This window comes from Arachidicoccus terrestris (assembly GCF_020042345.1).
GTDB lineage: Bacteria > Bacteroidota > Bacteroidia > Chitinophagales > Chitinophagaceae > Arachidicoccus > Arachidicoccus terrestris.
Genome location: NZ_CP083387.1, coordinates 1,575,206 through 1,590,703 on the forward strand (window position 1 = coordinate 1,575,206; position 15,498 = coordinate 1,590,703).

The window sequence follows — 15,498 nt, forward strand, 5'->3', positions numbered from 1 at the left end:
GTGTTTTTTAGGTTTGCACCCATTCGATGAATGGATAGTATTTGGACTATATAAACGTGAGAGGTGTTTAAAATGCTACAAATAGTTTTTGAACATATGTTCATTTATCTCAGCTAAAAGAAATTATTGCTTCAACAAAAGTAGACTATTTCCGGTTTCCTACCAGTAAGATTGAAATCAGGACAAGGCACCAAAATAAAGTGCGCCAAAATACTTAGCGCCGTAGAAGGGAATAAACATTTTCCATCGATCCTTCCTGGGCATCTCTCCCAGGCGAATCAATCGATGACTATCTACAAGCGGGCGATAAAGAAGTACATAAACCAAAATCGCAACAAGGGTGGTTGCATACAGTTCGCGTTCATACAAATAAACCATGAGCGCCACTGGTAGCAGAATCTGGAGATAATAGAACAGTAGTTTCATGAGTATTAGTTTTGAAGATACACAAGGTTATCAAATTTTTAAGCAGCACCTTCTACACTTGTGTGTACCTCGATAAACGTTTATCGAAGTTAGTAAAAAACAACCGTACTCAAAAATAAATTTCAGAGATTAATGAAAAGTTAACGTAGCAGTTCATTATTAAAAGAAACGTAATAAACCGGCAAGCCAGGCAAATGCGATTGCCCACAGGAGAAAATAACCTGCGATTAACCATAAAATCGTGTATTTTGAAAAAGTTGAACTTTTTTTCCTTTTCATTTTCATTTCACGTTTTTAGGGGAATTTCCCTGTTTATTTATTGTCCGTACTATACTATTGGCATCGACAATATGCCAAGAGCAACACTGTGTCTTCCATGGTTAATGACCAAGACCCGCACAAAACGACCGTGGGTGTATATAAGTACCTCAACGAAAGTTTAACCGCTATTTTTCACCCATTTATTTTTCTGATTTTTTCAGTTTTAAGCTGAAAACGGGTCAAATGTTCAAAAAAAAGAAATAACTACTTAGTTTTCAACAAAATAAGTAAGGGAAAATATTAAAAAAGACTTCCTGACGGCACAGGGCTATTGGACCGCTCCAACTGAAGCAGCCATTTTTTTTTCTCCAATCCACCGGCGTAACCCGTCAGACTGCCATTGCTGCCAATCACTCTGTGGCACGGAATAATGATTGCGATCGGGTTACGGCCATTGGTGGCCGCGATCGCCCGAATAGCCAGGGGGTTTTTCATCATTTCTGCCTGTTTTTTATAGGTCCAGGTTTCTCCATAGGGAATTCTAAGAAGCGTTTGCCAGACGGATTGTGCAAATGTATTACCATACGGATCCAGCGGTATCGTAAAGCGCTTCAGGTTTCCGGAAAAGTAGGCTTGTAGTTCACTGGCTGTCTGTTGAAGAATAGGATGATCGGCCACCGCCCATTCTCTATCAGTCTGGGTGGCTAACTTATTTAAATCCTTCCGGATCTGAGCCAGACTTCCAAACTCCAGCAAGATAAGGCCAGTATTCGAGGCAGCGGCAACCATACATCCCAAAGGTGTATTTAAAACGCGTACGTTTATAGAGGAAGTTTCATTTACCGTCATTTGAAAAGAAGCCATTTTTAGCAGCTCCCTTACAAATTTAATTAAAATACTAAACATTTTATCCAAAACCGGCTATAAGTTTCTATCGATCCTCCAAAATAGGAGGCGCTTCCTGATCTGCTGTCGGTTTGTTCTTATAATCTTCCAATACTTTCCGTCCGGCCTCCGCACCCCATTTTGCACCGAGTTCCATGCATTCCTGAAGGATCTTGGGCGTTTCCTGCATTAATTTCTGGCCCAGAGGCGTTTTGTAGAAAGCAATCAGGCGTAATTGAATGTGTTTTGCAATGCTTCCAGATACTCAGAGGATAAATTGGGAATTTGTTTTTTATAGGTAATTACCATTGCGTCAAGCATTGTCTGCATATTCTTTTTGGCCCCCGTCAGTTCGAGCAGTTCACATACTGCTGCTTCACTTTGCGTACCTACATAGGGTGTCTGGTCATTTACCTGTGCATGTCCCTGAAATAGGGCGCCTGTTATAAAACATGTCAACAATGTCAGGGTTATCAGGAATTTTCTCATGATGCGTTTATTTTATTCAAAATTAAACGAAAATAACATTATCACTTTGATTGAAAATAAACTTCCGGTAGCGCCCATGACTTACCTTAATTTTCCAGTTTCCGACAATCGTTTTCCCAAATTCATAAACAATTTATCGCCATCCCGCCCATCTTTGCATAAATAATGGTTTTTCAAGGTCCGGCAGGAAGAAACCTTATCTGATACCCGGTTCCTTCAGATATTGTCCCCTGCCGGTTTTCACCGAACTGAACGACTTTAGATGATAATTTTTTGCTTTAATTCGTATGCTTACCACATGTCGAAAAACACAATGGGGCCGCGTTTCATATAATAAAAATCGCGGCCTTTTTATGCAGCAAGAACGGTATCAGTATCCCAATGTAAACCTTTGTCGGATATGTTCGGGCTCTTCAAGCTCGTTTATAACAGCAACCGCCAAATCTTCTACCGAAATCCTGCTCTTTCCGTTCTGGTCAAATACCGGACTATCTGCCCCCAGTCTAAACTTCGCCGTTCTTTTTCCAGGCACCAGCTCAATAGCCGGGCTTACAAAAGTCCAGTCAAGGGCTTTGTCTTCAACCAATATATTCAGATAGTCCCTGGCCGCAGTAGCACCTTGCTTCCACTCGGCCGGAAAAGCGGGGGTGTCAACCAATTGCTGACCATCTATAAACAAACTGCCTGCACCACCAATTACCAGTAATCTTTTTACACCGGCCTCATGGGTTGCCTTTTGTATGGAAGCACAACCATCCATAAAATCCTGATATAGGTTGGGGTTTTGCCAGCCGGCATTGAAAGCATTAACGACTGCATCCTGCTCCTGAAACAATGTTTTCAACACCTGCGGCTGTTTTACATCCGCTGATACCGCTTTCACACCGGGAAGATCAGGTACTTTACCCGCATCTCTGGCGGCTGCTGTAACCTCCAGGCCTCTATCGCTGGCTTCTTTAACCAAGGCTTTGCCCACAAATCCTGTGGCGCCGACAATAACAATTTTCATGTGTTTTGAATTTGAGATTATAAAATAAATTGAAACATTTTTTATTACAGTTTACAGCATCACAAATGGAAGATCTACTATAGATATCCTATTTAAACCTGTTACAAAATTCCGCCAAAGACTGATTTGCCAGCTGGGCTTCCAGTTGCCGTTCTATATCCTGATACAGCTGCTCTAACTGGCCAGTTATTTGGCGCCCAACGGGACAATCCGGATTCGGTATGTTCCTGGAAGCTCCCAGTATTGCTTCCGGTTTTACCGACCTGTATACCTCTGATAAGAAGATCGTTGCTGCACTACGACTCAACAAATAGCCCCCGTTTTTGCCTTCTTTACTCACGACTAAACCTTTGGCCATTAAATCCCGTAAAGCCTTTCTGACTAAAACGGGATTTACATTCAGACTACCGGCAATATAATCCGAGGATAACTGCTCCTGGGTATAACTGAGCAGCGTCATAATATGAATCGCGATAGGAAACCTGCCGTTCATGATTGTATCAGTTAAGTAACCAAACTGTAACAATAATTATTACAGTACAAAAATAACAAAATTCCGCTATCGAGCATTGGAATTTTGAAAAATTTAAGTTTTCGTCAGCTGTGTTTCCTCAAATGGAATGATCAATCGAGATATCCTCTCCCTTCCAGACTTTTTTGCCAATCCATTCCTGATCCGGCCCTTGCCAGAGTGCGTTATTTTCCGGCAGGCCTAAAATCAAAAATGCTTCTGAACATAAATACAGGCTACCTGTCGAAATGTACCCCTGCGCTATTCTTCTTTGGTGTCCTGCCATACCGATACGCAGCCATCCATCTTTATCAAAAGTGCCTTTCATGGATAACTGTCTTTTAATCACAGTGTACAAAGCCGCTCGGACCTCTTGGGGTTGAATTCCTTCGGGCAGGTGTTCCATCAGGGCCATTTTGGACAAATGCTGAAAAGCGCCAAAGCGGTAGGCCAGTGAACGACCCAGTGGCGGATAAGTGCCTTCAGGAGAGATCAGAGATTCCTGAATGTAAGCATACCGGGTTGCTCTTTTAAGCACCAACTCATATATTTTGTTGTATTTGCCGGGATTTACTTTTGCATCAAGAAGTTCCCGCAATACTTCCAGAAACATTGGCTGTATTACGTATGAATTATAATAATCCCAATGATAATGGGGGCCATCTCCGTAGGTTCCGTCACCCACATACCATTTCATATGCGCATCTATCGCTTTTTCAATCGGGGCCATTTCGCAGGTACCCGTAAATTTAAGAATAGCTGCTTCCACCATGGCACTGAACAGAAGCCAGTTATTATTGCCAGGTGTTATTACCCGGGTTGACCGAAGTGCGGTCAGGATATTATCTTTGGTTTTGGTATCTAATGGATCCCACAGCTGATGCGGCGCGCGAAGCAATGCCTGCACGAGAAAAGCAGCATCCACGACGGGCTGACTACCTTTATTGAAATTCATAAAATCAGGGCTATCTGGATCCGTTGCGTTGTGCAGACATTTGCGCGCCAGCAAAATATATTTTTCCCTTAGCCGGCCTTCCTTTGACTGATCCGGGCCTAATTCCAGCCAGGGTGCCATGCCTGCCAGCAATCGACCAAATGCTTCTAAATAGGTATATTGTTCCCTACCCTTTGCTACTGCCTCTACGGGCATACGTTCAACTAATTTATTTTCACTGAGTGCTGTCAATACCGGATCAGCAATTTTGACCAGGCTTTTGACCAGGTACACTCTTTCTCTCGTCCCATCACTGTTATTGAAGCCACTAGCCATTACGGATGCGGAACTCATTAACAGCAGTATGAGACTGGGCAGAATCGCATGTTTAATTCTGGTACTTACTGTAGCGATTTGTTGCATTGCGTTCGGTTTTACATGGGTTAAGCCTGACGGCCGGGCCCAAAATATAAAAATTAAATTGATAAACTTACCTGGAACAAAATCTCTTCCTGTCACAAATGCTGCATACAGCGCGTACACGCAACCAGATCTGATTAAGACAGGCGTATGTCTACAAATTTATAGTATTGATACAGCTGCGCAAAAAAATTTACCAGCAGCGCCTGCTATCAGGAAAAGAACGCAGCCTCCTATCTCATTTTTGAGCCGCCTTTTTTCCGCTTCAGATATACAGCCGACCAGTGCGCTAATCTTTTATATTCCTTCTTAGTCAGCACTAAAAAAGAACCATGCTGCGCCGTACCGGCAACATCACCTCCTATATCTTCAGGTGTGTGAAAATTATGCATGAATTCATCTGCCTCACAGAGCCGGTATTTTGTCGGCCTGGAACTGTATTCTACATAAGCGATCCGCCAGGTCGAATCTCCTATACGTTGAAACGCTGATGGGCCCTCTACTTTCCTGCTGCTTTCAAAATTAATGTAATCTTTATCATCGGGTAAGTGATAAGGCCCGGTAAGTTTTCCGGATGTTGATGTAAAGATACCGGGTGTCCCACCCTCCTTTTTTATCAACAGATGATACTTTCTGTCTGCAGCTATATAATGAATATCGGCATCTATTGTCGCATATCCCCAATCTATCAGTAAGCGGGGCTTCGTTAGCTTAGTAAAAGAAGCGTCTGCATACGAATAAAATATCCGGTCATATCTGTCTTCTTTAGCATTGAGCAGTGAATAATAGATCATATATCCACCTTTCTGGCCGTCAGGCCATTGATACCTGGCATCCCAGATAATCTGTGGTGCCCATACCCGGCATATTGCTCCATAATCTTTATAAAAATCAGGGCTATCGCTGTCACAAAAAATGCCTGGCCCTTTTCTAAAATCAAAGCTGACTGAGGACCAATTTATCAGATCATCGCTTTTCAGTAAATCAATCCCATAGTTGTGCCAGCTATGGCTTTTGTGATTAGACATATCAGTGACAACCATCACATACCCATTTCCTTTACCAGCTCTTGCGATAAAAGCATCCCTGCTGCCGCCTTCTATTCTGGAAAGCCTTGCAGGGTCGTAGACCGGGTCACCATCCAATAGCTCCTGAAAATGAATGCCATCCCGGCTAAGCGCATATGCCGTGTACTCACCTTTCTGACTCATATGGCAGTATAGATACCCGTAACCCTTCGTCGTCTGGGCAAAAAGGGCATTCATCTGACCCGACAGCAGCCATAGCAAAGCCGCTATGCCTGCCAAACTGCTGTATTTTAGCTTTCTCAGTAGTGTTAATTTAAAAAACATCTTTATATTTTACCGCTTTGATTCAATAAGTTACCCCGCCGAATAAATACCTGATCTTTCATTATGCCACATCAGCTTCTGCCAAATATAGTCGTTTTCAATTTAATTGTAACATCCACAGTTTTATTCTGTAAAGGTGATCTTCCAATATTTATCTGACATTAGTCCCTTTATAGCGTGCACGTTCTCTTCAAGTCCTCAAAAGCACAAGGTCTGTCCGCTAAATATATAACGAACAGACCTCGTGATGAACGAAAAAATAAAACTTATCCTTCCATAGTCCAGTTTATATCGCCTTTATGGGCAAATGCTTTCACAGGTGCAATCCTGGCAACTGCCTCTGCGGAACAGCTGGCATTCACCAGTACAAATTCTGCCGGATCACCGGCTGCCGGCCAGCTATGCTCCCCTTGGTCTGTCAGTGGCAGCACATTGCCTGTCGCGAATCTTAAGGTTCGCGACAGATCATACTCCGACGACCATCCATAGAGCTGCGCCATTAGATTTGCCTTTTGCAGCATACTGCCAGAACCGAATGTGCTCCAGTGGTCCTGGATATTATCATTGCCGGCGAGCACCTGAACGCCGTGGCGTATCAGTGTCGGGACCGGCATCACAAGGCCCGCAAATGGGATTGAGGAAACGATACCTATTTTTGCTGCAGCCAGACTTTCCGCAATCCGGTCCAGTGTTTTTTGATCCAGCCGACCTAAGACAAATGCATGACTGATATAGGTATTACCTTTCAGTGAAGGGTTCTCTTCTACCTTCTGTATCAGGTATTCCACTGTTTCCAAACCTTCCTTACCACCATCATGCAAATGTATATCTATCCCCTTACTGTTATCCAGTGCGAGGCTAACAGTGAAGTCAAGCACTTTTTTAATGGCCCTGTCTACACCATAAGGATCCACGCCACCGATAAATCTGACACTATCCAGCTTGGCTGCTTCTTTTAACAACGCTGCACTATCTGTATAAAAGACCCCGTGCTGGGGAAAAGCCACTAATTCTGCATTAAAACGTCCATTCAAATTGTCCAGTGCCTTTTGCAGGTTTTCCAGAGAGTGAAGACCGGAAGTCGGGTCAACATTAAAATGGGTGCGGGCAAACGTGGTACCATAACTTTGCATAAGGTCTATCAATTGCTCCGCCCGCTTTGTCGAGGTCTTGAGTAATTCAGGAATGATCTCTTGTTCATAGGCGATCATATCATAAATAGTCCTTCGCCCGGTATTCACCGCCTGCCAGGGCAGACCATACAGCGTCTTGTCCAGGTGTACATGCATATCCTTAAATGCTGGTAGCATAAGAAAGCCTTTCGCATCTACGATATCAGACTCGGTTGTGCCGGCATTCCCGGTCCACAACTTGGCTATTTTTCCGCTTTCTACGGCAACATTATACAAAGCTGTTTCGGTCGCGTTAATAAACGCTCCTGTTGCATCCTTTATAAACCCTGTTTCCAGCAGTACATTTTTTATTATATAGTTATCTGCGGCAGCATTACTATTCAATTTATTGCCTATCTCTGACATAATCTTACTGATTGGTTGATGAATTCTTTATCTGAATACCGGATATCTTATCAAAAAACATGATTACCCTTGTAATAGAGTGATTTTACCGGCGAAATCCTGGCAATCGCTTCGGCTGAGCAGCTGGCCTCTATGAGCACGAAATCTGCCGTATCACCCGCCTTTGGCCAGACCTGAACGCCTTTATCATCTAATGGGATAGGCCCCGAAGTAGCCAGTGATAACATTCTTGACAAATCAAACTCCGTCCTTTTACCATATAACTGAGCGGCAACATGCGCCTTCTCCAGCACACTGCCTTTTCCAAAGGTACTCCAATGGTCCACAATACTGTCATTGCCCGTCATCACTTTTACCTTATGTTTTAATAAGGTGGGGATTGGCATGATCAATCCGCCAAAAGGAATGGTCGAAACAATGCCGATTTGAGCATCAGAGAGCCTGGCGGCCATTTCTTCTTGCTTGTCTTTGCTGATTCTGGCCAGGCAAAAACAATGACTCAGGTAGGTTTTCCCTTTTAATACAGGATTCTCCTGCACCTTTTTAACCAGGTATTCCACTGTCTGCAATCCGGAATCACCGGTTTCATGGAGATGTATATCAATACCTTTATTAAATTCCAGTGCCAGTCCCACTGTAAAATCCATGGTCTTCTCAATAGCACCATCTACGGTGTAAGGATCTACACCACCGATAAAATCAATTCCAGACTGAGCGGCTTCCCGCATATAAGGTGCGGAATCTGTGTAGAAAACGCCGTGTTGGGGGAAAGCCACCAATTCGGCACCAAAGCTTTGCTTTTTGTTTTCGAGAGCAGCCTGCAGATGTTTAAGAGACAGCAACTTAGAAGTAGGCTCAATATTTACATGACTGCGAGCAAAGCCAGAGCCTTTGGACTGCAAAAGTTCTATTAATTTCTCTGCTTTATAAGTGGAATTTTTAAGCATATCGGGCAAGATCTTTTGCTCTAGCTCGATCATACCCTTGACGCCGCCTGCTCCTCTTCTGACTGCACGCCATTTATCGCCATAAAAGGTCTTATCTAAATGTATATGCATGTCTTTGAAGGAAGGCAGCATCAATTTGCCTCCCGCATCAATGGCGTTTGCTTCTGGCTTATTCGCTGCTACTGACAGAATTTTCGGGCCTTCTACTTCCACGCAAAATAAACCCGTTTGCGTCGCCACTACCTCTCCGTCCTTATACTCGAAGCCAGTTTCCAGACGAACATTCTTAAGTGTATAATGCCCGGTAAATCCACCATTGTGCATTCCGGGCATTACATTCGTTCCGCTTACGCCAGCTTTTAACAAGGAAGGCGCAACGGCTGTCCCCATCAGGGTCCATGCTGCATTGCGGATAAAGGCTTTTCTGGAAAGTCCTGCTGCCTGAGATTTATCAGTTGCTTTTACCATAAAGATTAAATTGCTGTTTTTGACATTACATTTATATGACCAATAAGACACGATTTCAACTGCAACACCTACAACGGCAGACAATTATCGCCGAGGGTGTTTTTAACGCTCACACGGACAAAGGTAAGAAGGCGTAAAGGCCAATCGTTTGTATAAATACTGCTATTACTTGTAAAATTTATTATTTCTGTCTAAAGGCAGAAGGAGGCACAGCAGTTCTGGATTTAAAAAAATTAGAAAAATGTGCATGGTCGTTGTACCCTAATTCATAGGCAATTTCTTTAATGGACAGGCTTGTACATTGCAAGAATCTTTTGGCTTCCAGTACGATCCTCTGATTAATAAGCTGCGTAGCAGAAACCTTCAAATGTTTCTTGCAAAGAATATTGAGATAGTTAGCGGTAAGATGCAACTTCCCGGCATAATAAGATACCGATTTCTGCTCCTTATAGGATTCATCAATCAGCATATTGAACCTGGCCAGGATAGGATGACTCTGATAAACCTGAAATTCCTGAAAACTGCGTTCTGCTTCTTTGCTCACAGTAGCAGCAATAACACCTGCATAGGCTGTGATCAATTGTAACAAAGGCGTTTGATGATGCAACTCCGTTTTGATCGCGTCAAAACTATGGGTCAATCCATCAAAGCTTTCTTCGGAGAGCCGAATCACTGGATGGTTCTGATAATTCGTAAAGGAGAACCGGAAATAAGGAGCAAATTGTTCCAGCAAAGGCTTTTCAATCATCAATTGATAGCCCTCTGTCCCTGTTTCAATACTCCATTTGTGGATCTGGCCCGGGAACAACACGTGGACCTGGCGATTGGCAATCTGATATTCCAGGGAGTCGATCATATGCACCCCGTTACCCTTCACAAACAAAATAATCATAAAAAAATCATGCTTGTGCGGCTTGGCAATAAAATTCCCCCCTCGAATCTCGTTAAAGATTAATTGCTCCGCCCCTGCGGTCTGGGTTTCACGAAACCCATCCATTCGTATAACAGGGATCCGGGATGTCGGGTTGTTGTCCAATGTACTTTGATTTTAGGAAGTCCCCAGGTATACAACATCTACAGAAAAAATACCTCAGATGTTCGTAAAGATAATATTTTTCCAGATCAACAAGTCTTCTCTGCTTTTTGATACCTACATTTTTGCTGGACCTGCTTACGTGGAAACTATATTTTTTTCACTAAGTTCTCATCAATTCTTTAATAATTTTAAATAAGATAGCAAGAGCTTCCGGAATCTTCATAAAAAGGTGCAATTGAATATATTAGATAAAGGAGCCTAAGCATTCATACAAGAAATTGCGCTTGTCTGGACTTGGTAAATTATCTTAGCTCTATTTCAGAAAAACTGCAATTAATTTGTATCTTCAACTCCTCCCATTAAACGATTATTTTTACTTTACTTATCTAAATTCTTATTTCCTATGGAAAAGGAGCATTCACAGTCTAGAAGGGACTTTATTAAAAAGACTTCTACCGTCCTTGCTGGCATTACCATTGTGCCAAGATTTGTATTAGGAGGCAAGGGCTTCCTGGCACCCAGTGATAAACTGACTAAAGCGGTTATTGGTGTCGGCGGTATGGGCGTCAATCATTTTGCTTATGAAAACACACCGGTAGTGGCTATCTGTGACGTGGACAAAAAACACCTGGCGCATGCAGCAGGTATGCTAAAAAATAAAGTCAAGACTTTCCATGACTACCGGGAACTGATTCAATTACCGGAAGTCGATATTGTACATATCGCCACCCCCCCGCACTGGCATGGCATTATAGCAGTGGACGCGGCTGCCGCAGGCAAAGATATATGGTGTGAAAAACCGATGACCCATTCTATCGGAGAGGGGAAAAGAGTCATGGAAGCCATGGAACAGCATGGCCGCATCTTCCGGCTCAATACCTGGTTTAGATTTAAAGATATTTTTTACGGTATGGGCACCACTGTTAAACCGATAAAAAAACTGGTAGACAGTGGCTTATTAGGCTGGCCGTTAACAGTTCGCGTAGGTAAACACACAGGCTTTGACTGGAAATTCTATTGGGTGGGGAAAGAACATCTGACACCACAGCCTGTTCCACAAGAGCTGGATTACGATACCTGGCTGGGACCGGCTCAATTTAAGCCTTACAACAAACACAGAGTACATCAAACCTTTAGAGGCTACTGGGATTATGACGGTGGTGGGCTGAGCGATATGGGGCAACATTATCTGGATCCCATTCAGTATTTTTTAGGAAAAGATGAAACCAGTCCTGTATTAGTGGAAGTGGATGCCCCTCAACAGCATCCCGATGCCGTTGGCACCTGGCGACGAATTACCTATACCTATGCCGATGGCTGCAAAATCATATTGGATGGAGAAGGTAAAGACACGGAAGTTCCCTATATAGAAGGTCCTAAAGGAAAACTTTACCCGGGCTTTAAATCAGATATTCCTGACCTGGAGCGTAAGCTGGCTGCATTCCCGGATCCGGCTCCGCAGATCACGACTTTCACGGAGTCTGTAAAAACCAGACGTCCTTTTGCGCTCAACGAAAGAAACGGTTACCATTCCTGTACAATTGTCAATATAGGCATGGTGGCTTTGCGGCTAGGTCGTTCGCTAAGATTTGACCCCGAAAAACAAGAGTTCATCGGAGACGAAGCCGCCAACAGGATGCTGATGCCGGTCATGCGCGCGCCATATACGATTTAAGTTGATAAGAATGGGCCGTTTTACTTTATTTATATTCTACTAACAGATTTAATTGATTTATATGTTTACCTTAAAAAGATTTGCAACACCGGTTGCGCTTGCTTTAATCGGGCTGGGAACTACCAGCAGCATGGTGCATGCACAGGTGGAACAAGACAGGCGTACCACCACGACAAAAATCGCGGATTTATTAGCAGCGGTTCCTGCGCAGGACTCCGCATTGCTGGTTAAAAATATTGAGGAAACTCAGCATTTGGGCGTTGATGGCCTGGTATTACTTATTAAAGGCCTTGCCGCTCCGGGAAAAACGTCTAACGCTAAATTAGATTATGCTATTGGCGGGTTGACAATGTACGCCAGTGGACCGAACAGAGAAACACTTCGTAACATGGCAATGCAGTCCTATCTCAAGGCACTGCCCTTACTGGATGACAAGCAAAATAAAGAATTCATAATAGAGCAGCTCATGCTTGTAGGCAATGATGAAGCCGTCACAGGAATTGCTCCTTATCTGGTCGATAATTTCCTGGCAGACCCTGCAGCCCGGACGCTGGTCAAGATAGGGTCTGAGCAAGCCTTTAAAGCGCTCCTGACAGGTTTATCTGCAGCTAAAGGCCAGGCGGCCACCTCTATTGCAGAGGCACTGGGAGACGCTGGTTATATGCCAGCTGCAGGCCCGCTATCTAAACTGGCAAATTCGTCCGATCCCAAAATGGCGAAAGTGGCACTGTACTCTTTGGCGAAGTTAGGAGACCCTGCATCTTTACCTGTCATGCAAAAAGCAGCTGAGCGAGCCGGATACAAATATGACAATACCAATGCTGTGGCTTCCTTTGAGCTTTACCTGTCGCATTTAGTTCAAAACGGGCACAAAGACCAGGCAACGAAAGCTGCAAAAAATATTTACAACAAGGCCACTGCCATCAATCAGATCGGGGTGCGTACCGCGGCATTAAAAACGCTGATGGCAGCGGGTCCTGGCATTGAGAATAAGTATTTTCAAGAGGCCTTAAAGGGTAGTGATGCCGACCTCAGAGCTTCAGCACTCGCATTTGCAGCCCCGTCTTTAAGTAATGAGACCGCTTCCGGGTGGCTCCAACTGCTTTCCAAAGCTAAACCAGAAGCACAGGTAGATATTTTACATGTACTGGGTCGGGAGAAAAACGAAAGCACACTTCCAGGTATCACAGCGCTCTTTAATAGTCCAACACCTGCCGTTAAGCTGGCCGCAATAGAAGCCGCTGCCAATATTGGTGGTGCGTCTGTAACCGGAGATTTGATCAAACTTTTGCCGGATGCCAACAAACAAGAAACAGATGTCATTACAAAATCTCTGCTTCAGTTAAAAGGTGCCGGTGTCACACATGAAGCGGCAGCTGCTTTGTCGGGTAGTAAACAGTTGCCCGCTACCGCACAAGTAGCTTTGTTGCAGGTACTTGCTGCCCGCAGTGCCAATAGTGAGATCCAAACTGTCTACACTGCTCTAAAGAGCAGTGATCCGGCTATCAGCAGCGCAGCCTACAAAGCATTGCCTGATGTCGTCATCCAAAAAGACCTGCCTCAGTTATATTCCCTTTTGAACAGCACTTCTGATACACATGCGCCACAGGTGCAGGATGCAGTGATCGCTGCGCTGGGGTCCGCATTAAATAATGGAGGCCAACAGAAAAAAGATCAAATAGCGTCTTCCGTATTGCAAAAAATGCAATCCGCACCGGCGGATAAGCAGGCGCTATATTATCGGGTCCTGGCCAGCGTGGGCGGGACTACCGCTTTAAAGGCCGTATCTACGGCATACGGCTCAGGTAAGGGGTCCAATAAATCCGCTGCCTTAGCTGCCCTGTCCGGTTGGTCAGATAAAGAAGCAGTCAATACATTACTCAATATTGCACGTCAGTCAAAAGATACGGGCGAAAAGCAAGAAGCGCTAAAGGGCGTATTGGGGTTGGTCCAAAAGACAGATTATCCAGCAGAAGAAAGACTACTATTATTAAGAGACGCCTTCCAGATCGCTGACAATACACAGGAAAAACAAACAATTCTTACATCGCTGAAAGATGCTGAATGCTTTAATACACTTGTCTATGCAGGACAATTTCTGGACAATCAGGGACTACAGCAGGCAGCAGCCCACACGATCATGGAAGTCGCCCTTGCAGGGGAATATAAAGGGGAACTGGTCCGTAGCTTACTGACAAAAACCATGAATGTCCTTTCGGGAAATGATAGCCAGTATCAAAAAGAAGCCATCCGTAAATATTTAGAAGATATGCAACCGGGAGCCGGCTTCGTTTCCTTATTCAACGGAAAGGACCTGACAGGGTGGAAAGGGTTAGTAGAGGATCCGATCAAACGGGCTAAAATGGACGCCGCCACACTGGATGCAGCGCAGAAAAAAGCGAATATTGCCATGCAGGACAGCTGGAAAGTCATGGATGGTGAACTTCATTTTATGAGTCACGGCAATAACCTGGCTACTGAGAAACAATACGGAGATTTTGTCATGCTGGTCGACTGGAAAATCATCGACGACGGCAAGGGAGAAGGTGATGCGGGCATTTATCTGAGAGGCACTCCCCAAGTTCAGATCTGGGATACTTCCCGCAGAAACGTTGGCGCCGAGGTCGGATCCGGAGGGCTTTATAATAACAAAATCCATGAAAGCAAACCCCTAGTTGTCGCTGACAACCCACTGGGTGAGTGGAATACATTCAAGATTATCATGAAGGGCGACCGGGTGACCGTATACCTGAATGGCATATTGGTTACAGATAATGTCATCCTGGAGAACTACTGGGACAGATCCCTGCCCATATTTGCCAAGGAGCAAATTGAATTACAGGCCCACGGCTCTCCTGTGGTCTACCGTGATATTTATATCAAAGAGCTCCCCCGTGCAAAGCCTTTTGAGTTAAGCGCAGAAGAGAAGCAAGAAGGCTACCAGGTCTTGTTTGACGGAACCAATATGTTTAATTGGGAAGGAAATACAAGAGATTATTTTATTCAGGATGACAACCTGGTCGTAAGCCCCAAACCGGGCAAGGGCTCAGGAGGTAATCTGTATACCAAGAAAGAATATAGTGATTTCGACTACCGCTTTGAATTTAAACTGACACCCGGCGCTAATAACGGACTAGGTATTCGTGCCCCATTGGAAGGCGACGCAGCCTATGCAGGTATGGAACTGCAGATTCTGGACAATACAGCGCCTATCTATAAAAATTTACACAAATATCAATACCACGGTTCCGTTTACGGAACGATACCCTCCAAAAGAGGCTACCTGAAACCTGTGGGTGAGTGGAATCAGGAAGAAGTAATTGTTAAAGGCCCAAAAATCAAAGTCATTTTAAATGGAACCGTTATCTTAGATGGTGATATTACAGAAGCCAGGAAACACGGCGCAATGGATGGTAAAAAGCATCCGGGGCTACAGCGGACTACCGGCCATATTGGCTTTCTGGGTCATGGTTCCACCGTTTATTTTAGAAATATCCGGATAAAGGACCTGAGCAAAAAATAGCTTTAACCTTTAAATAATCACTAT

The 15,498-nt window shown here is 44.1% G+C and carries 13 protein-coding genes; 2 read left to right on the forward strand and 11 right to left on the reverse strand.

What is annotated here, in order from left to right; all coding sequences use genetic code 11:
* Nucleotides 1-177: 177 nt before the first annotated feature.
* From K9M52_RS06325 to K9M52_RS06375, 11 genes are all read right to left on the reverse strand, one after another.
* The gene (locus K9M52_RS06325; protein ID WP_224071215.1) at nucleotides 178-426 is read right to left on the reverse strand and encodes a hypothetical protein; all 249 of its coding nucleotides are present in this window, start codon (nucleotides 424-426) and stop codon (nucleotides 178-180) included.
* A gap of 561 nt (nucleotides 427-987) precedes the next feature.
* The gene (locus K9M52_RS06330; RefSeq protein WP_224071216.1) at nucleotides 988-1,536 is read right to left on the reverse strand and encodes a methylated-DNA--[protein]-cysteine S-methyltransferase; all 549 of its coding nucleotides are present in this window, start codon (nucleotides 1,534-1,536) and stop codon (nucleotides 988-990) included.
* An 82-nt stretch (nucleotides 1,537-1,618) separates the two neighbouring features.
* Entirely contained in the window at nucleotides 1,619-1,762 is a 144-nt protein-coding gene (locus tag K9M52_RS06335) for a hypothetical protein (protein ID WP_224071217.1), read from the reverse strand.
* Nucleotides 1,763-1,797: 35 nt separating this feature from the next.
* On the reverse strand, nucleotides 1,798-2,061 hold the full coding sequence (locus tag K9M52_RS06340) for a DUF2059 domain-containing protein (RefSeq protein WP_224071218.1): 264 nt from the start codon (nucleotides 2,059-2,061) through the stop codon (nucleotides 1,798-1,800).
* Nucleotides 2,062-2,431: 370 nt separating this feature from the next.
* The gene (locus tag K9M52_RS06345) at nucleotides 2,432-3,070 is read right to left on the reverse strand and encodes an NAD(P)-dependent oxidoreductase (protein ID WP_224071219.1); all 639 of its coding nucleotides are present in this window, start codon (nucleotides 3,068-3,070) and stop codon (nucleotides 2,432-2,434) included.
* A gap of 88 nt (nucleotides 3,071-3,158) precedes the next feature.
* A complete protein-coding gene (locus K9M52_RS06350; protein ID WP_224071220.1) occupies nucleotides 3,159-3,563 on the reverse strand; it encodes an Rrf2 family transcriptional regulator in 405 nt (134 codons plus the stop codon).
* A 118-nt stretch (nucleotides 3,564-3,681) separates the two neighbouring features.
* On the reverse strand, nucleotides 3,682-4,938 hold the full coding sequence (locus tag K9M52_RS06355; protein ID WP_224071221.1) for a DUF2264 domain-containing protein: 1,257 nt from the start codon (nucleotides 4,936-4,938) through the stop codon (nucleotides 3,682-3,684).
* 230 nt (nucleotides 4,939-5,168) lie between these two features.
* Nucleotides 5,169-6,287, reverse strand: a complete 1,119-nt coding sequence (locus K9M52_RS06360) for a glycoside hydrolase family 43 protein (RefSeq protein WP_224071222.1) — start codon at nucleotides 6,285-6,287, stop codon at nucleotides 5,169-5,171.
* A gap of 266 nt (nucleotides 6,288-6,553) precedes the next feature.
* Nucleotides 6,554-7,825: an amidohydrolase gene (locus K9M52_RS06365; protein ID WP_224071223.1), complete on the reverse strand. Its 1,272-nt coding sequence runs from the start codon at nucleotides 7,823-7,825 to the stop codon at nucleotides 6,554-6,556.
* Between the two features lie 50 nt (nucleotides 7,826-7,875).
* Nucleotides 7,876-9,240, reverse strand: a complete 1,365-nt coding sequence (locus K9M52_RS06370; protein ID WP_224071224.1) for an amidohydrolase — start codon at nucleotides 9,238-9,240, stop codon at nucleotides 7,876-7,878.
* Nucleotides 9,241-9,421: 181 nt separating this feature from the next.
* On the reverse strand, nucleotides 9,422-10,276 hold the full coding sequence (locus K9M52_RS06375) for a helix-turn-helix domain-containing protein (RefSeq protein WP_224071225.1): 855 nt from the start codon (nucleotides 10,274-10,276) through the stop codon (nucleotides 9,422-9,424).
* 403 nt (nucleotides 10,277-10,679) lie between these two features.
* Between K9M52_RS06375 and K9M52_RS06380 the strand changes: the two genes are divergently transcribed.
* Both K9M52_RS06380 and K9M52_RS06385 read left to right on the forward strand, forming a co-directional pair.
* The gene (locus K9M52_RS06380) at nucleotides 10,680-11,951 is read left to right on the forward strand and encodes a Gfo/Idh/MocA family oxidoreductase (protein WP_224071226.1); all 1,272 of its coding nucleotides are present in this window, start codon (nucleotides 10,680-10,682) and stop codon (nucleotides 11,949-11,951) included.
* Between the two features lie 61 nt (nucleotides 11,952-12,012).
* Nucleotides 12,013-15,474 carry a DUF1080 domain-containing protein gene (locus K9M52_RS06385; protein WP_224071227.1) on the forward strand — a complete coding sequence of 1,154 codons (3,462 nt, stop codon included), beginning with the start codon at nucleotides 12,013-12,015 and terminating at the stop codon, nucleotides 15,472-15,474.
* Nucleotides 15,475-15,498: the final 24 nt, after the last annotated feature.